Here is an 18,001-nt window from a genome sequence, read left to right as displayed (position 1 = left end):
CACAAACAGGGAAGCCTCTTCTATATAAAGAAGCTAAAAAAAGATAAGAAAGTAAGTGAGTATTTTATATTCATGCCCTTAATGTATGAAGAGTAACCTCTAATGTCAACAAGCACTTATATTAAATAGGTTTTTTACCTGATATATATACAAAACATATTGTTTTTTAAAAACTTTACAAATAATTTATAATTCTGATTTGAGATCTGGTATATTTCTACTACTCGCAAAAATAATAATTATAAATAAGGTTGGCCTTTTGTGTATCGACGCCCTCCATCTCGATTTGGAATAAACTCACTCAGTGTCAAGTTATCACTGTTGATCTCTGGCATTTGTTTAGTTGCAGGTATTTGTGCGGCTGCATTAATGCTCAAATCAGAAGAGAAACAGCTTGTATTTGAAGAGCATGAGGTATTAAAGCAATCAAATGAATTATTAATAAACCAGTTTAATAATTTGATAGCGACCAAAGTTAAAATAGCTGAGCAAGCTAATATTGTTGTTAGCGAGCAGTTATTTGAGGGGCAATTATCATTTAAGAATAACAATGCCCCGACTATGCAAGTCACCAATGATGGTTCAGTGCGCAGCGCATCTGCCGATGGCTTATCTGCGGCGTTCATTCCCGAAAATGCTTATTCTCCTTTTTATAAACAGTTAATTGCAGATTCTGAATCGCTTTGGAAAGTGATTTCCCCCACGTTAATTCAAGATTTTTATAATTTTTACCTGATCACCAAAGATAATTTTATCCGTGTTGCGCCACCAAATTGGGCACTTAATGTCCCCGGAGATTACACCTTTAATCAAAGCAAAAGTTTTAATTACGCAAAATCGTTAACAAACCCACAACGCGAGCCGCTGTGGTCACGAGTGTATTACGATGGCGTTTGGAATAAGTGGGTCGTTAGTTTAATTGTACCTATTTATAAAAATGATGAGTTTTTAGGAGTTACGGGTAGTGATATTTCTCTCGACTCTCTCATATCGCAATTACCTGTCGGCGGAAAAGAAAAACACTTAGTGGTGTTCGATAAGCAAGGGCAGCTATTGGCGCACCCTAATTTAGGAGCCGATAGTTATACCCAATACGGAGAGGCGGGAAAAAAGTTGCTACCTGGCGATTTTATTTCTCCTGAGCTAAAGCGAGTTATTGATAATGCAGGGCAAATACAATTGCCGGAATATGCCGACTCGTTTTCATTAAATGATGAAGACTACATTATAAATATCCATAAAGTTGAAGGTGTAAATTGGTACGTGGGCGTATATAAAAAGCGCTCTTCTACACTATCGGCACTGAAAGACTTAAAACTGAAGTTTTTTGGCTTGTTTATTCTGTATGCCATTTTAGTTGCTTTATTATTACACCAAGCACTTTACCAACTAGTATTAAGACGCCTACATTCACTGGTTTATGCGGTTACTAACTTTGGTAAAGGTCAGTTAGAAATTGATTTTCCAAAAGAAAATAAAGATGAAATTGGCACGCTTAATGGTTCATTCAAAGATATGACCATTGAAATCCGCAAACTCATCGATGGCTTAAACCAGCGCATAATAGAAAAAGAAATTGCAGAAAAGGCTGCAAATCGCTTGTCTAAAGCGGTTGCCTTCTCGGGCACGGGGGTGGTGATCACTGATGAAAACTTTGTGATTGAATATGTTAATCCAAAAATGCTGGAAATGACCGACTTTGCAGAAAGTGATTTCCTGCGCCAGCCACTTCTGACTATTATTGCTAATGAAATGACCATGCTGGTAGAGGACATTGATATTGATTTGCGCAACCGTAATTACTGGCGAGGGGATACCCTTATTGAAGCGCAAAACAAGCCACCCATATGGGTATCGCTGAGTGTGTCACCTATTCGTGAAGATGGTGGAAAAATCACCAGTTACGTTGCTTCAGCGCAAGATATTTCATTTGTAAAAGAAAGCCAACGCAAAATGGAACAGCTCGCTTACTTCGACACATTAACCGGGCTTGCTAATCGTACATTCTTTAGAATGCAGCTTAGAAAGTCGATGGCGCTTGCTGAAAGAGGGCGTTACTCGTTTGCTTTATTTTATTTTGATTTGGATGAATTTAAGCGTATTAACGATACTTTAGGTCATGATGCAGGCGATCAACTATTGGTTGAAGTGGCAACGCGCTTAAAGCAGCGCTTACGAGCAGAAGATACTATAGCCCGTTTAGGCGGTGATGAGTTTGCGGTATTACTCAGTGGTATTGAGCATCAAAAAGAAGCATCGGAAGTCGCTGACACCATTCAAAAAACGTTAAATCAGCCAATAAAATTAGGTAGTAACGAAGTCATTGTTAGTGCCAGTATTGGTATTACCTTGGCGCCATTTGATAGCTTAGAAGAAGATCAGTTATTAAAACATGCCGATTTAGCCATGTATGAAGCAAAAGCGAAAGGGCGTAATACGTTCCACTTTTATAGCCAAGATCTAAATGCAGCCGCCAATGAGCGATTATTCCTTGAAAATGAGTTGCGCCATGCAATTAAAGAAAAGCAACTCACACTGCATTATCAGCCACAAGTTGATTGTCGCGATAATAGTGTAGTGGGATATGAAGCATTGCTTCGCTGGTTCCATCCTACGCAGGGATTCATTCCACCTACTAAATTTATTCCTATTGCTGAGGCAACGGGTTTAATTGTGGAACTTGGTAAGTGGGTATTACAACAAGCGTGTGAGTTTACTAAACGACTAGAGCAACAAGGTAGAGCGAGCAACATGTCGATAAACCTGTCAGCAAGGCAGTTTAAAGACGCAAGCTTAGTACCTATGCTGAAAAAAATAATCATAGAGACGCAAATTAATGCTAAAAGCCTGCACCTTGAACTGACTGAGAGCATGCTAATGGGTAATGTTGAGGCGGCTATTGATCAGCTACATCAATTGAAAAAGCTGGGTATTTCAATTTCTATTGACGATTTTGGTACGGGCTATTCTTCGTTGAGTTACCTTAAACGTTTTCCTGTTGATATTCTTAAAATTGACCGCTCGTTTGTTAAAGATATCCCTGAAGATGATAATGATATGGAGATCACCGCTGCGATTATTGCGATGGCACAAAAGCTCAAGCTTGATGTGGTTGCTGAAGGGGTTGAAACAATAGAGCAAGTTGAATTTTTACAAAACAATAATTGTTTTATTGTGCAAGGCTATTACTTTAGTAAGCCCGTAGCCGAAGCCGATATCCCTGTGTTGTTTGAGCAATTAGCTGCGTTAAAAGTCCCTGAATAGAACAAAAATTGCGGGTTAACCACCCGCAATTTTTACCTTAAACTTTAATCCTTCTAAAATCGCCTTTAACTTATCGCGATCATCACCTTGTACTTCAATAACTCCTTCTTTTACTGCGCCACCTTGGCCCATCTTACTTTTTATTGTTTTTGCTAACTTTTTTAAATCGTGCTGTTGGGGATCTAATCCTACAACTAGCATTACGCCTTTACCTTTTCGACCTTTGGTTTGACGCTCTATGCGAATAGACCCGTCTTTAAATAGTTTTACATCCAGTTCTTTTTCTGGCTTTGGCTGGTCAATTCGCCCTGTTGCTGTTGAATACACTAAGTGATTATCACTCATAATTAACCTATCTAAGATTGAATCTAATATTGGGCTAAATAATAACAAATTTGTGACGCAAAGGCGTAATTTTTGCGCCTAAGCTAAACACCTTTTAATCCCGCAAAGATAAACATCCTCTGTTTAAGTACCGCAATAGTGCTTATGAATAAAAGTGCTTAAGGATTTTAAAAAGCGCTTTAAATTGGCTAGCGCTATAAAAATATCCATGCTACTATTTCGGCATTATAGATGTATGGATGGCCAAATGATAAATTCTTATTTAGAGCAAGCTCAGCTTAATGTAGAGCAACAGTTAATTAATGCTGAGCTAGAAAAGCTTGAGCAGTACTTAAATAGCAATGCTGCACCGGCCGTGCGTTGGCAGTATCAAATTCCAGAACTCGGTGAAGGTGGCGCATGTAGTTTATTCGGCTACTTGCAAGATGAGCCGTTTAATTTAAACGATTACGTTAGCCAAAATACGCAAACAACGGCAAAGTTAGCGCAACTTCAGTTGATTGTTGACTATGTAATCGAAAACACCCAGTTAGATTGGTATGGCATCTATCAAAATACGGCCACCCCTGAAGGCGAGCAGTTATTAAAGCTCGCTTATTTTGGTGCACCGAGTCGCCCTTTATTTCCGCTCACCGCTGAATTTGCAACCGGCAGTAATAATGTGCAAGTGGCACTCAGTGGTAAAGGACGTGTCATTAATAATGTTGAGCAATATTTAGCCGCGGGTGGTGAGTATTACACCTGCGATCCGAAAGTAAAAGCAGAGGCCTGTTTACCACTATTTAATGCGCAAAAGCAGTGCATTGGCATTGTCGATGGCGAAGCCTTTAGCACGGATTTTTTTGATAATGCGACACTCGCGTTATTAATTGCATGCTGTATTAAAATTCCTCACTTTTTAGTGTAAATAACACTGGTCAATCGAGTGAGTTTTTATGTTAAGCTTAGCGCAACAGCTAACCCCTAAATAACGAAGAGATAGTCAATGTTCTCAGTATTAAAACCATTACCAACAGACCCTATTCTTGGCCTTATGGCGGCCTATAAGCAAGATACTAACCCTAATAAGATTGACTTAGGGGTTGGTGTATATAAAGACGAGCAGGGGAATACCCCGGTATTAAAGTCAGTAAAAAAAGCAGAAGCGTTTCGTTTAGAAAATGAAATGAGCAAATCTTACATTGGTCTTGCTGGTAACTTAGATTACTGTCAACAAATGGAAAATCTTCTTCTTGGTGAGCACCCGGCATTATTAGCTAATCGCGTACGCACAGCACAAGCACCTGGTGGTACAGGCGCACTTCGTGTTGCAGCAGAATTTATTGTACGTTGTAACCCAGGCGCTACTGTATGGGTTACCAACCCAACGTGGGCTAACCACATTAGCTTATTTGAAGCTGCAGGCTTAACTGTTAAAGAATACCCATACTACGACTACGAAAACAAAGATTTATTGTTTGATGAAATGGTTGAAACATTAACACAGGTGCCTAAGGGCGATGTTGTGTTATTACATGCATGTTGTCACAACCCAAGTGGTATGGATTTAAACGAAACACAATGGAATACCATTGCTGAACTTGCAAAAGATGTGGGCTTTACGCCATTGATTGATATTGCATACCAAGGTTTTGGTTCTTCTTTAGAAGAAGATGCGAATGGTTTACGTATTTTAGCCAATGCGGTTGAAGAGTTGATCATTTGTTCATCATGTTCTAAAAACTTTGGCTTATACCGTGAGCGTATTGGTGCGTGTTCAATTATTGCAAAAGACAGTGCAACCGCTGATATTTCAAACTCGGTATTATTAAGTGTGGTACGTAGCATTTATTCTATGCCGCCAGCGCACGGTGCAGACATTGTAAACACCATTTTAAGCAGCACAGAGTTAACGCAGTTATGGCACAGTGAACTTGATGAAATGCGTAACCGTATTAATGGTTTACGTAGTTTAATTAAAGACAGCCTTGCAGCCAAAGACATTGCTCAAGACTTCTCATTTATAGACCGCCAACACGGTATGTTCTCTTTCTTAGGTATTAATAAAGAGCAAATCGAGCGTCTACAAAAAGACTACGGTATTTATATTGTGGGCTCTAGCCGTGTAAACGTGGCGGGAATTAGTCAAGCAAACATCGATTACTTTGCTAACGCTGTTGCTGATGTATGTAAGTAACCAATAATAAGTTTTAGCTTATTAGCAATAAAAAAACCGCACACTCGTTGCGGTTTTTTATTGTTTGTAATACCCATCCCCTTATATCAATCTGCTTAGATATAAGGGAGTTTAATTCGTTAAATTGTTCAAATATTTATACAAATTGGTATTACAGCCAGCGAATAGCGCCTGCAATACGTTCATTATACATATCAACCGGTGAGCCTAGGCTTGCTATTAGTACAGTATCAGCTTGTTTTCCTCGGCTTATATGGCCTACATAGCGAGAGTCACTAAAGTCACCCGAGCCAATTTCAAAGACTTTGTTATCACTAGGGACAATAAACACGGTCATAGGGCCAAAGTCCGATTCAAACACTAAATGGATGCCTTTCTCGCCTTGAAAATCGCAAAAGTTAACATAAGTAACTTTCCCAGGTAGATCATTAAGTTGACCGCCAAGTAAAGCCAGCTTTTCATTGACTGTTTGTAAGCTGATAGGTTGAGTTTTATTTAACGCGTTAAGTTCATGATAAACATGCGCCAATGCATGCTCGCCAGCCGCATGATTCAAGTTTTGCTCTGTGCTAAACATAAACGCACTTACCGCAATCACAAATGAAGCAGCGAACGCCAAATATACACGGTCAAACTTAAAGCGTGAGCGTGAATCAATAACGTTGTCTTTTTGTTCAAGCTCATCTTTTCTGGCTTTTTCTTTTAACGAGGTGTTTAAAATAATCCGTTCAGCAAGGTTGTCAGGCACAGGAATATCAAGCGCATCATTGAGTTGCTTATCAAATGTTTTGTTTTCATTTAAAAATTGTTGTCTATCGGGACTGCTGTTTGCAAATTCCAGTAGTTCTTTGTCTAGCTCGTTTGGCTGTGCAATCGTGCGGCGACGAAACTCAAGTTCATCCATTATTTTGATGCCCCTTTAAGTTGTTCATCATCACGGCTTAGTGCCTCTTTAAGTTGATTTTTTGCTCGAAATAAACGTGTCATAACCGTATTTTTGTTTAAATCGAGTATGTCTGCAATTTCATCCCCAGAGCAGCCCATAACCACTTGTAATAGTAGCGGCTCTTTGTATTCATCGGCCAACAACGAAATTTGCCGTTGAATAACGGTTTGCTCCATTTCATCATCTAAAGAATGACTGGTTTGATCCACTAGCGTGTCGTTATCTACATCACTGTAATCAAATTGCTTGCGCTCAAAGCGCCTCGCATTTTCGCGTCTTAAAATTGTTAGCAACCATGGCTTAGCTGCTTTTTGATCGAGTAACGAGTCAAGCGAGCGCCAAGCACGTAAAAAGGTTTCTTGCACTAAGTCATCTGCAATATTCGGATCGTTACATAACCAGTAAGCGAAGCGATAGAGTTCCTTATGATAAACGTGAACCAGGGCTTCGTAGCGTTGTTGTTTTTCAGCCATATTTAGTAAGACCCGATCATTCGATTTTTTATTTCCAAACATAAGCACTTTTTAGTTAAAATTATTATAGGTCAAAAAAGCAAAATACAATTGAGATCAAGAATACAGCTCTTTTAACGCAGGTGATGAAGGCTTAGCTGTTTGCGATTGATGTGCCTTTAACATGCTAACTATAGCGTCTAAGTTGGCGCTAGCCGTTTGCTTACTGTACAACTGTGCTTGTAAATTGTTTACCTGCGCGGTGAACTCTGAGTTGTTTATCATAGCGCATAAATGGGATAGCGCCCCTACCTTTTTACCTGTAAGGGTTAGCGCATACTGATTAAGCGCATCGTAAAATGCTTTTTCGTCATGGCTTTTAGCTAATACCAGCAGGGCTTTTAAAGATGGTTGTTGATTTGTTTTATTAGTTGTTTGAGCCGCTTGTTGCACTTCTTTAGCTGGGCGTTTAATAAAGTAAAAAATCAGCGTCGCAATCCATAAAACATAACCAAGCGCGGCCACAATAATTAGCCACAGTGGTGTGGCAGTTTGCTGTTGCACTGTAACTGCTTGCTCCGTTGACTCTGCCATAGTGTTATTTAGGTTGTTTTCAGCTGGCGGATTAAGCGTTTGCACTGGCGCTGTTGTACTGGGTGTTACTGTAATAGTACGCTCAGGTAAGGTCGCGTAACTAATCCGATTTATTTTGGTGTTATACCAAGGCAAGCTAATTTCAGGTAATGTGTAAGTGCCAGGTGTTTGTGGCAATAGCGCAAATGAGGCGCTTTGCTGTGATACCACTCGACCATCACGTACCGCATTATTGGTTTCTTTTTCATCAGGGTAGCTGCGAATACCATTAATAGTAGACATATCAATTTCGGGTAACTGCTCTTTAGTCACCCCTAGCGCGGTGAGCATAATTGTACGTGTTATCGGCGTGCCGGCTTCAACAGTATTATCCTCTGGCTGCCATTGCTCGGTTAAGCTCACCAGTTCACTGGGTAACCAGTCTCCTTGATAGTTTTCAGGGATAGGTTTAATTTCAATTTGCTGCTCATCGCCAAGCGCTGACACTTCCAATTGGCGATAGTTTTGCTGAATACGCCCCTGAAAAACGGGAGCTGCAATAGTGTAGGCGCCACTTTTTTGGGGCTGAATTAAATAATTACGGGTGATCACTAAATAACGTTTACCGTTAACCAGTTCATAATCTTCGCTTTGTTTACCGAGTTGGGTAAGTTGGGCATCTTCCATACTTGGCGCACTTAAGCTGCCATCAAGAAGCTCTTTGGCTAAGTAAAGCTTAATGGTGTAAACGCCAGCCTCTTGTACAAATAAGCTGTTGTTTGAGAGCGAGGTTTTTAAAAATATATCGTTATTTTTATCTGCGTCGCTGCTGCGCTCTTTAACCGATAAGCTAATTGGTTGCGAGTTTAGCCCTGCAACACTAAAACTGGGAATGGGGTATTCACCCGCCTTGCGGGTCATTAGTTTAACAGACCAAGAGGTTTGTTTTTTTATACTGCCATTAATAATGTTAGTGCGGCTACTTAAGCTCATAGGGCCGACTACAAAATCTTTTAATAATGCTGAGGTGTCGGGTTGTTGCCCTTTTATTGAATCATCAATGCTAATATTAAGCATAAAAAATTCACCCGCTAATACTGGGTTTTTATCAACGCTTGCCTCCAAAGTGGTGGCGGCCATTAATGGCATGGCAGTTAATAGCAATAAACAGCAAAATAATCGCATTACCATGATTTTTCTACTCCTGTTGGACGACGTTGATATTGTCTTTTTTGGGCTTCTAATTGCATTTTGTTTCTTAATAAAATAGCGGGATCGTCGGGCACTTTTCTTAATAACTGATTTAGTTGCTGTGCTTTTTCTTTTTCTTCATTAGTGAGCTCAGCGGCTTGTGCCTGCATGGCTTGTTGCTGTGCCTGCTGTTTTTGCTCATCAGAGGGCGGTTGCTCACTCATTTCATTAGGTTGATTTTGAGGCTCATCTTGCTGCGGTGTATTCTCGTCTTTATTTTCATTTTGTTGGCTTTGTGACTGAGCTTGCATGTCAGGCTCATTCTGTTTGTCTGATTGCTCACCAGATTGTCCTTGTTGATCTTTTGATTGTTCAGAGGACTGTTCTGATTGCTGTTGCTCACTATTTTGGCTGTCCTCTTCGCTTTTATCTGCGTTGTTTTTCTCGCCATTTTTTTGCTGATCTTGTTTTGATTTATCTGCATCATCTTGACTTTGCTTATCTTGATTTTGCGAATCATTGCCTTGCTGATTTTCTTGGTCTTGCTGTTGATTCAGTAACTGCTCAACAAGCGCTTGATTCTCAGCGGCTTCACTAAAGTTATCTTGCTTTACTTGCGCTTGTTTATACGCGTCAATGGCAGCCTCTAATTGTCCTGCTTTAGCCAAGGCGTTGCCATAGTTATAATAACCGGTTGCTGACTTATCTTGGCTAAACTCATTTAAGGCAGCATCAAATTGCCCTTGCTGATAAAGTGCAGCCCCTTTGAGAGCGCTTGAGCGAGCCTGGGCTGCTTGTTGATACTCTTTGTTGTTGTATGCCTCTAATGCCCGTTGATCCGTATTTTTAAACAGGGTTGGCAGCTCTGCGGCATGCGCATTTTGTTGAGGTAAAAAGCTAAGTAATAGTACTGCGCTAACTAATGCAGATCGTCTAAATAAATACAAAGCTAAAGGCAGTAAAATAAGCAAACCATAAATACCGGCGTCAATTCGCCATAAGGCTAAATTTGGTTTTTCACTTTTTAATACTTCACTGTTTGCTTGCGGTGAAAAAACGGCAATATCGCTATTGCTTGGCTGATAATCGGCAAACTGACCACCGCTATTTTTTGCAAGTCCTTCAAGTAAAGATGCATTGAGGGTTGGCACCACAATTTGACCATAATTATCTTTTAAAAACCCGCCTTCAGGTAACTTTATAGGGGCTCCTTGTGCGGTGCCTACGCCGTAAATATTAAGTCGATATTGACTACTGTTGGTAAAACGGCTTACATCGCTTTGCTGTTGTTGCTCAATACCATCGGTGATCAAAATAATATCGCCATCGAGGTAGCCGGCTTGGCTTAGTAGCTCTTGTGCCATATCTAAGCCAGCGAGTACGTTTGAGCCTTTATCTGGCATAATTTCAGGGCTTAAACTAGGAATAAGGTTGGCAAGAGTCTTAGCGTCGTTGGTCAGTGGTGAAATGGTATAGGCTGTTCCTGCGTAAGCCACTAACGCGGTATCGCCTTCTTTGAATAGCTCAACCATATCGAGGGCTTTAAAACGTGATTGCATTAATCGATTGGGAGCAATGTCGGTGCTATACATAGAGTAGGACATATCCATGACAATAACGCGGGCACTTTTACTTTGAAACACGGGTACTTGTTTCTCTTCAAAGCTTGGCCCTGCACTAAATATAATTGCTAAATTGCAAAATAACGCAACCAGCCACAGCGGCTGGCGAGCTTTATTGTTTGATTCACTCATTACAAATGGTGCCAAATGCGGCGCAATAAGCGGCGCTGACTGGTTTTTTTTATGTTTTAGTAAGGCGATAAAAAATAACCCTGAGGCAGGGAATAACAGCCATAAAATAGCAGGACGAATAAATTCAAAATCCATTAGTTTGGCTCCTTCATTGCGCGCACCGTTTTTATCAATGCCATTGCACTTATGAGTAAAATGGCCAGTAATAACGGATAATAGAACAAGGCTGTTTGTGGGCGAAAGGTTTGCTCATCGGCACTAATTGGTTCAAGCTTATCAAGCTCAGCGTAAATCTGTTGCAGGCCAGCGACATCTTTTGCTCTAAAATACAGACCGCCTGTTTGCTCAGCAATTTTTTTCAATAAGCCCTCATCTAGGTTACTGCCCCCAGAGCCCATATTAAATAAACTAAAGCCGCGCGGGTTATCTGAACCGACTCCGATGGTGTACACTTTTATACCTTCTTCACGGGCAAGTAACAGTGCATCTTCTGGGTTTAAATTTCCCGCGGTGTTTTGTCCATCTGTAAGCAACACCACAATACGGTTACTTTCTTTTTTACTGGCAAAGCGCTTTACCGATAAACCTAAAGCGTCACCAATCGCCGTGGCGCGTCCTACTAAACCAATTTGCGCCTCAGAGAGCATTTTACTGACGGTTTTCACATCACGCGTCAATGGGGTTTGTAAAAAAGCGGTATCACCAAACAATATAAGGCCGAGTCTGTCGCCTTGGCGCTGCTCTATAAAGTCACTTAGCACTGCTTTGACCATGGTTAAACGGTCAACATATTGGCCATTGTAAGCCATGTCTTGTTCGGTCATTGACCCTGACAAATCCACAGCGAGCATTATATCGCGGCCTTCGTTAGGCAGCGATATGGGCTCATCTAACCACGTTGGATTTGCTGATGCGGTCACTAATAATAACCACAGCAACCATTCGATAATATTCAATTTACGCGCACTTGGCTCTATGCTTTGATTGCTTAAATTATGTGATGCAAAACTTGGAATGCGCAGACGCGTGTTGGCATCATTGGCGGCGGGTTTTAATAGTAACAATATTAAAGGTAGCGGCAGTAATAAAAACAGCCATGGCCAGCTAAATTCAAACATGCAGCGGCTCCTTTAGTTTAAATTGTTTAATGGCTTGGCGAAATTTATCACTGAGTGCTGCCTGTGTTTGATTAGCGTTATATAGGCTTAAAATTTCTTCTTCTGTAAAGCCAATAGCTGAAAGTTGGTTCAATGTGTTGCACCAATGCGTTGTTGATTGCGCGGCTAAACGCGGATCGTAATAGGTGATCACTAAACGCTTTAAAATGACATGTAATTGCTGCGCTGACTGTTGTTGATTAGCTAATGCAATGGCATCACGTTTTGGCTTTTTAAAGCGATAATTTTTATAAATTATGACAATTAAGCTACACAATAAACACACAGCAATTGCAATAACAACCCACCAAGCAGGAGCGAGTGGCCACCAGTCGACTTGGGTGGGAGCAATAATATCGTGTAGACCATCAAGTGGAGAGGTTTGCATGATTTATTTTCTCACTAATTGCAGTTCCAGCGCAGTGGCTGCATCAAATGATAATAGGGTGAGTCCAGACTTTGTTAAGCGATTAATGCGCGCGCTAAATGCGTGCTCGGCATTTTTGGCAAATCGTTGTCTAAAGCTCTTGTCCATTAAGGGCAGGGCAAATTGCTGATTATTAGCACTGACGGTTACCGTTTGTTTAAAAGCAGGTAATTGATGTTCAAAGGGGTCGCTAATATGACACCCAATCAGTTCGCAATGACGCGCCAAAAGTTCCAGTTGCTTGAAGCTGGCGTCATCCAAGGCGTTAAAATCAGACACGATATAAACCAAACTACCGGGCTTAGCTAAGTGATTTAAACGTTTGAGGTTATCGCTAAAATTATTCGCGGCCGGCTTATCAATGTTCTCAAGAGCCAGCTGATGCGCATCGCATAAATTATGGCATAGTTTTAATACCGCTTTTTCACGAGCGCTGGGTTTTAGCTCTAAATGCGAGTGCTGATTAAACACAATACCGCCAATTTTGTCGCCACGCTGACACGCTGACCACGCAACTAAGGCGCTAATATGTGCCGCTTGCACCGATTTTAACAGTAATTGCGAGCCAAATAGCATTGAGTTTGAAAAGTCAGTAAAGACAAATACCGGGCGCTCTTTTTCTTCTTGAAAAAGTTTGGTGTGGGTTTCGCCTGTGCGTGCGGTAACGCGCCAATCAATAGAGCGTATATCGTCACCGTTTTGATAGTGACGCACTTCGGCAAATTCCATACCCCGGCCTTTGTGGGGCGCAAGGTATTGCCCCGCCAAGGTGTTTTTTATTCTAACTTTAGGTGCCAGCTCAAGCAGTTGCGCTTTTGCTTTATAATACATCAGCTCTTTAAGTGATAAATTAACACCGTGGCTATGGCTTAATTTAAGCCATGCCTGAGAATCAACGTGTGTTTGCATAACTTAAGGTACTGCGACTAGTTCAACAATACGGCTAATAACCTGATCTTTAGTAATGCCATCGGCTTGTGCTTCGTAACTTAGAATAATGCGATGGCGCAATACATTATGTACCACAGCTTGTATATCGTCAGGTGATACAAAATCACGGCCACTTAGCCACGCATGAGCGCGGGCACATTTATCCAAAGCAATCGTGGCACGTGGGCTGGCGCCGTATTCAATCCAGCGGCCAAGTTGTTCATCTAAGTTTGCACCTTCTCGAGTAGCAATAATCAACTGAACTAGGTACTGCTCTAATGGCTCGGCCAAATACAGACCTAAAATTGCTTTTCGCGCAGCAAACAAATCGGGTTGTGAAATTTGCTCAAGCACTGGGGCTTCATCATTAAGTGCTTCACCACGGGTCAAACGTAAAATATCAAGCTCATGCTCAGCACCTGGGTAATTAATACTTAGGTGCATTAAAAAACGGTCTAATTGCGCTTCTGGTAGCGGGTAAGTACCTTCTTGCTCAAGCGGATTTTGTGTTGCCATCACTAAAAACAGGTCACTGAGTGGATAGGTGTTTTTGCCTACCGTGACTTGGCGCTCGGCCATTGCTTCTAATAATGCCGATTGTACTTTTGCTGGTGCTCGGTTTATTTCGTCCGCTAAAATGAGATTATGAAATAAAGGGCCTTTTTCAAACACAAACTCACTGGTTTGTTGGCGATAAATATCGGTGCCGGTCACATCGGCTGGTAATAAATCTGGGGTAAACTGAACACGCTGAAACGAGCCTTCAATACCTTTTGCTAAGGCATTAACAGCGCGTGTTTTTGCAAGCCCCGGTGGGCCTTCAACTAATAAATGACCATCGGCTAAAATAGCAATTAATAGTGCTTGAGTGAGCGCAGGCTGGCCAATAATTTGGGTGTCTAAATACGTTTTTAATTGTGAAAATGCGTTAGCTGCCATAATAAGTGGACTGTCCTCGTCAGCTTAAATAATACCTAAATTGGTTAGGTAACAAATACTGAGCTAGTTATAAGGTTTATAAGTGGATAACTCAAGAGTTAGACTGATTTTTTAAAAATAGTTCGTTATTTTTTAACGATTTTTTAGCCTAACATAAAACTTTGTAAAACCAGCTAAAAAAGCCTATTGTATTACCCTCATACAATGTATGTAGTGATTTACAATGGCGCTTTTGTATTAATTTACCTTTATCTATTGGCTTTATCACACGGGTTGTTTAGAATCGGAGAAAACATACAGGTCTGACCTGTCAGCGGGAGAGAATAATAAATGTCTGAGCAAAACATACTTAAAACACCAAAAGGCGACCGTATTGCCATCGTAAGCGGCTTACGTACTCCTTTTGCTAAGCAAGCGACTGCGTTCCATCATGTACCAGCGTTGGATATGGGTAAGTTAGTAGTTAATGAAATGCTTGAGCGATTAAATTTCGACAAGTCAGAAATCGATCAATTGGTTTTTGGGCAAGTAGTACAAATGCCAGAAGCGCCAAATATTGCGCGTGAAATTGTATTGGGTACTGGGATGCCAGTATCGGTTGATGCGTACTCTGTATCGCGTGCTTGTGCGACGAGTTTTCAAGCGATAGCAAACGTTGCCGAATCAATTATGGCAGGCTCTGTAAGCGTAGGTATTGCCGGTGGTGCCGATTCATCATCTGTATTGCCAATTGGTGTAAGTAAAAAATTAGCGGGTAGCTTAGTTGATTTAAACAAAGCACGTACGCTTGGTCAGCGTTTAAAAATATTCTCAAAACTACGTTTAAAAGATTTATTGCCAGTGCCGCCAGCGGTTGCTGAGTACTCAACGGGTTTATCAATGGGACAAACAGCCGAGCAAATGGCTAAAACCCATAACATTAGCCGTGAAGATCAAGATGCCTTAGCGCATCGTTCTCACTCACTGGCAACTCAAGCCTGGGCTGATGGCAAGCTTAAAGATGAAGTAATGACGGCTCATTTACCGCCTTATAAAAGCTTTATTGAAGAAGATAACAATATTCGTAAAAACTCAACGGTTGAAGGTTATGCCAAGCTTAAGCCGGTATTTGACCGTCAACACGGCTCAGTCACTGCAGCCAATGCAACCCCATTAACCGATGGCGCAGCCGCAGTGTTAATGATGAGCGAAAGCAAAGCAAAAGCATTGGGTTATGAAATTTTAGGTTATGTGCGCAGTTTTGCGTTCTCAGCCATTGGCGTAGAAAAAGACATGCTAATGGGGCCGGCTCACTCAACGCCTATCGCACTTGATAGAGCAGGTATTACGTTAGCTGATTTAGACCTTATTGAAATGCATGAAGCGTTTGCATCGCAAACCTTAGCGAATATGAAAATGTTTGCTTCAGATAAATTTGCACAAGAGCACTTAGGGCGTAATAAAGCCATAGGTGAAATTAACATGGATAAGTTTAACGTTAACGGCGGCTCGCTTGCATATGGTCATCCATTTGCGGCAACCGGCGCGCGTTTAATTACACAAAGTTTATACGAGCTTAAGCGTCGTGGCGGTGGTTTAGCGTTAACGACTGCCTGTGCAGCGGGTGGTTTAGGTGCAGCCTTTGTATTGGAGAGTGCGTAATGACAGATTCAGTATTTAATTTAACGGTTGATGATAACAAAATAGCCGTAGTGACCATTGATGTGCCGGGTGAAAAAATGAACACCCTGCGTGACAGCTTTGCTGATGATTTAAAAGCATTATTAGCACAAGCTAAAGAGCACGCAGTTAAAGGTATGGTATTTATTAGTGGTAAAAGTGATAACTTTATTGCTGGTGCCGATGTTAAAATGCTAGACAGCGTGCAAAAGCGTGAAGATGCATTAGCTATTAGCGAATTATGCCATCAAGCATTTTTTGATATGAAAAAGCTTCCGTACACCACAGTTAGTGCTATACATGGCGCAGCGCTTGGTGGCGGTTTAGAATTTGCTTTAGCCTGTGATTACCGCGTAGGTACAGATAGCGATTTAACTAAAATTGGTTTACCAGAAGTGCAACTTGGTTTATTACCTGGCGGTGGTGGTACACAGCGCTTAACTAAAATCGTGGGCATTCAAAAAGCCCTTGAGTGGATGCTAACCGGAAAACAAATTCGTCCTAAACAAGCTAAAAAAGCCGGTGTATTGGATGATTGTGTACCACAAAGCGTACTGCTAAAAGTGGCCAAAGAGTTTGCGGCGAAGAAAAAGCCACAAGCTAAAGAGCCTAAACTTGATAAGATCAGTAAGTTATTAGAATCAAACCCATTTGGTCGTAACTTTATCTTTAAAAAAGCTAAAGAAAACGTTCTTAAAAAAACCGGTGGTCATTACCCTGCGCCGCTTGCAATTATTAAAGCGGTACGTGCAAGCGTAGAGCTTGATGAAATGAAAGCGTATAAAACCGAAGCAGAAGGTTTTGCCACATTGGTAATGAGTGATGAGTCTAAAGCACTTCGAGGTATTTTCTTTGCAACCACTGAAATGAAAAAAGAATGGCGCAATGATGATGCTCCCGCGATTAGTAAAACTGCCGTGTTAGGTGGTGGCTTAATGGGCGCAGGTATTGCCCATGTGAGTGCGGTCAAAGCTAAATTGCCGGTCCGTATTAAAGATGTGGCAGAGCAGGGCATAAGTAATGCCATGAACTACACATACAAAATTTTAGATAAGCGTCTTAAACGCCGTATTATGTCTAAAGCCGATATGCAGTTAACCATGAACCGCATTACCGGCACTACCGATTACAGCGGTTTTAAACACATAGATTTAGTGATAGAAGCCGTATTTGAAGATTTAGAGCTTAAGCAAGGTATGGTTGCTGATGTAGAGCAGCATTGCCAAGCGAATACTATTTTCGCAAGTAATACTTCGTCATTACCTATTTCGCAAATTGCAGCTAAAGCAGCGCGTCCTGAAAATGTAATTGGTTTACATTATTTCTCACCAGTAGAGAAAATGCCACTGGTAGAAATTATTCCTCACGAAGGCACCTCAAAAGAAACGATTGCTCGTGTAGTTAACTTTGCGCGTAAGCAAGGTAAAACGCCAATTGTGGTAAAAGACATGGCCGGTTTTTATGTTAACCGTATTTTAGCGCCATACCTGAATGAGGCGGCAAACTTAATGCTGGCCGGTGAGCCAATTGAAAAAATTGACGCAGCCTTAGTTGAGTTTGGTTTTCCAGTAGGGCCGTTGGCACTGCTTGATGAAGTCGGTATTGATATTGGTTCTAAAATCGCGCCAATTCTTGAAAAAGAACTCGGTGAGCGTTTTAAAGGCCCAGATGCTTTCTCGCGCATGATTGATTCAAAACGCTTAGGCCGTAAAACGGGTCGTGGTTTTTATGAATACGACAAGAAAGGCAAAAAGGTTGATGAGTCAGTCTATGAGCTACTAGGTGTAACCCCAGCTCCACGTTTAAATAAAAACGAAATTGCTAAGCGTTGTATCTCACAAATGCTTAATGAGGCCGTTCGCTGTTTAGATGACGGTATTATTGCCAGCCCGCGTGATGGTGATATTGGTGCTATTTTTGGTATTGGTTTCCCACCGTTCTTAGGTGGCCCGTTTAGCTATATGGATAAATTAGGCGCAGGTAAAATAAGCTCTGATATGTCTACTCTGGCTAACAGCAACGCTATTTTTACACCTTGTGATACTTTACTTACAATGGCTGACAAGGGCGATAAGTTTTACACAACAGCCGCTAATAAAGCTGAAGTGGAGTTAGCGCAAGGTGATGATAAATCAACTGACACTCCAAATGAGACGACTGAACACAAAGATTAATGTTTTAAGTTAAC

General features: G+C 41.2%; 14 protein-coding genes and 1 other annotated feature (1 of these 15 cut by a window edge). Of the genes, 5 read left to right on the top strand and 9 right to left on the bottom strand.

Annotated elements, in window-relative coordinates; genetic code table 11:
- Positions 1-72 (bottom strand) — a sequence feature (Phe leader region) (it extends 51 nt beyond the left edge of the window).
- Positions 73-261: 189 nt separating this feature from the next.
- Complete coding sequence (locus tag N523_RS0116155; RefSeq protein WP_028835378.1) at positions 262-3,264, top strand: bifunctional diguanylate cyclase/phosphodiesterase; 3,003 nt, start codon at positions 262-264, stop codon at positions 3,262-3,264.
- Positions 3,265-3,279: 15 nt separating this feature from the next.
- Here N523_RS0116155 and N523_RS0116150 read toward each other — a convergent pair whose 3' ends face one another.
- A complete protein-coding gene (locus N523_RS0116150) occupies positions 3,280-3,609 on the bottom strand; it encodes a translation initiation factor (RefSeq protein ID WP_008464752.1) in 330 nt (109 codons plus the stop codon).
- A 247-nt stretch (positions 3,610-3,856) separates the two neighbouring features.
- On the opposite strand from N523_RS0116150, the gene N523_RS0116145 reads away from it, so the two are divergent.
- Both N523_RS0116145 and N523_RS0116140 read left to right on the top strand, forming a co-directional pair.
- Complete coding sequence (locus N523_RS0116145) at positions 3,857-4,516, top strand: GAF domain-containing protein (protein WP_013464500.1); 660 nt, start codon at positions 3,857-3,859, stop codon at positions 4,514-4,516.
- Between the two features lie 78 nt (positions 4,517-4,594).
- Positions 4,595-5,785, top strand: a complete 1,191-nt coding sequence (locus N523_RS0116140) for an amino acid aminotransferase (RefSeq protein ID WP_008464755.1) — start codon at positions 4,595-4,597, stop codon at positions 5,783-5,785.
- Between the two features lie 151 nt (positions 5,786-5,936).
- Here N523_RS0116140 and N523_RS0116135 read toward each other — a convergent pair whose 3' ends face one another.
- From N523_RS0116135 to N523_RS0116100, 8 genes are read right to left on the bottom strand one after another with little or no spacing between them, the layout of a single operon-like run.
- Complete coding sequence (locus N523_RS0116135) at positions 5,937-6,689, bottom strand: DUF3379 family protein (protein ID WP_028835377.1); 753 nt, start codon at positions 6,687-6,689, stop codon at positions 5,937-5,939.
- Complete coding sequence (locus N523_RS0116130; protein ID WP_013464502.1) at positions 6,689-7,246, bottom strand: sigma-70 family RNA polymerase sigma factor; 558 nt, start codon at positions 7,244-7,246, stop codon at positions 6,689-6,691. Before N523_RS0116130 ends, N523_RS0116135 begins: the two co-directional genes overlap by 1 nt.
- Positions 7,247-7,300: 54 nt before the next feature.
- Positions 7,301-8,947 (bottom strand): BatD family protein, encoded by a 1,647-nt coding sequence (locus N523_RS0116125; RefSeq protein WP_028835376.1) that lies wholly within the window; start codon positions 8,945-8,947, stop codon positions 7,301-7,303.
- On the bottom strand, positions 8,941-10,836 hold the full coding sequence (locus N523_RS0116120; RefSeq protein WP_028835375.1) for a vWA domain-containing protein: 1,896 nt from the start codon (positions 10,834-10,836) through the stop codon (positions 8,941-8,943). The genes N523_RS0116125 and N523_RS0116120 overlap by 7 nt, the downstream gene beginning before the upstream one ends.
- Positions 10,836-11,819 carry a vWA domain-containing protein gene (locus N523_RS0116115; RefSeq protein ID WP_028835374.1) on the bottom strand — a complete coding sequence of 328 codons (984 nt, stop codon included), beginning with the start codon at positions 11,817-11,819 and terminating at the stop codon, positions 10,836-10,838. Before N523_RS0116115 ends, N523_RS0116120 begins: the two co-directional genes overlap by 1 nt.
- Positions 11,812-12,246 (bottom strand): DUF4381 domain-containing protein, encoded by a 435-nt coding sequence (locus tag N523_RS0116110; protein WP_013464506.1) that lies wholly within the window; start codon positions 12,244-12,246, stop codon positions 11,812-11,814. The genes N523_RS0116115 and N523_RS0116110 overlap by 8 nt, the downstream gene beginning before the upstream one ends.
- Before the next feature lie 3 nt (positions 12,247-12,249).
- Positions 12,250-13,194: a DUF58 domain-containing protein gene (locus N523_RS0116105; RefSeq protein WP_028835373.1), complete on the bottom strand. Its 945-nt coding sequence runs from the start codon at positions 13,192-13,194 to the stop codon at positions 12,250-12,252.
- Positions 13,195-13,197: 3 nt separating this feature from the next.
- Complete coding sequence (locus N523_RS0116100) at positions 13,198-14,154, bottom strand: AAA family ATPase (RefSeq protein WP_013464508.1); 957 nt, start codon at positions 14,152-14,154, stop codon at positions 13,198-13,200.
- Positions 14,155-14,484: 330 nt separating this feature from the next.
- On the opposite strand from N523_RS0116100, the gene fadI reads away from it, so the two are divergent.
- A complete protein-coding gene (gene fadI / locus N523_RS0116095; RefSeq protein WP_013464510.1) occupies positions 14,485-15,795 on the top strand; it encodes an acetyl-CoA C-acyltransferase FadI in 1,311 nt (436 codons plus the stop codon).
- Positions 15,795-17,987: a fatty acid oxidation complex subunit alpha FadJ gene (fadJ, locus tag N523_RS0116090; RefSeq protein ID WP_028835372.1), complete on the top strand. Its 2,193-nt coding sequence runs from the start codon at positions 15,795-15,797 to the stop codon at positions 17,985-17,987. Before fadI ends, fadJ begins: the two co-directional genes overlap by 1 nt.
- The last annotated feature ends 14 nt before the right edge of the window (positions 17,988-18,001 follow it).

Source organism: Pseudoalteromonas sp. 23_GOM-1509m, assembly GCF_000518425.1.
Classification (GTDB): domain Bacteria; phylum Pseudomonadota; class Gammaproteobacteria; order Enterobacterales; family Alteromonadaceae; genus Pseudoalteromonas; species Pseudoalteromonas tetraodonis.
This window is presented reverse-complemented; position numbering and strand designations above follow the sequence as displayed.

Bases quoted from the DNA above. Each gene is read 5' to 3' on its own strand.
- N523_RS0116150 (WP_008464752.1), bottom strand. From the start codon at position 3,609: ATGAGTGATAATCACTTAGTGTATTCAACAGCAACAGGGCGAATTGAC.
- N523_RS0116145 (WP_013464500.1), top strand. From the start codon at position 3,857: ATGATAAATTCTTATTTAGAGCAAGCTCAGCTTAATGTAGAGCAACAG.
- N523_RS0116140 (WP_008464755.1), top strand. From the start codon at position 4,595: ATGTTCTCAGTATTAAAACCATTACCAACAGACCCTATTCTTGGCCTT.
- N523_RS0116135 (WP_028835377.1), bottom strand. From the start codon at position 6,689: ATGGATGAACTTGAGTTTCGTCGCCGCACGATTGCACAGCCAAACGAG.
- N523_RS0116130 (WP_013464502.1), bottom strand. From the start codon at position 7,246: ATGTTTGGAAATAAAAAATCGAATGATCGGGTCTTACTAAATATGGCT.
- N523_RS0116125 (WP_028835376.1), bottom strand. From the start codon at position 8,947: ATGGTAATGCGATTATTTTGCTGTTTATTGCTATTAACTGCCATGCCA.
- N523_RS0116120 (WP_028835375.1), bottom strand. From the start codon at position 10,836: ATGGATTTTGAATTTATTCGTCCTGCTATTTTATGGCTGTTATTCCCT.
- N523_RS0116115 (WP_028835374.1), bottom strand. From the start codon at position 11,819: ATGTTTGAATTTAGCTGGCCATGGCTGTTTTTATTACTGCCGCTACCT.
- N523_RS0116110 (WP_013464506.1), bottom strand. From the start codon at position 12,246: ATGCAAACCTCTCCACTTGATGGTCTACACGATATTATTGCTCCCACC.
- N523_RS0116105 (WP_028835373.1), bottom strand. From the start codon at position 13,194: ATGCAAACACACGTTGATTCTCAGGCATGGCTTAAATTAAGCCATAGC.
- N523_RS0116100 (WP_013464508.1), bottom strand. From the start codon at position 14,154: ATGGCAGCTAACGCATTTTCACAATTAAAAACGTATTTAGACACCCAA.
- fadI (WP_013464510.1), top strand. From the start codon at position 14,485: ATGTCTGAGCAAAACATACTTAAAACACCAAAAGGCGACCGTATTGCC.
- fadJ (WP_028835372.1), top strand. From the start codon at position 15,795: ATGACAGATTCAGTATTTAATTTAACGGTTGATGATAACAAAATAGCC.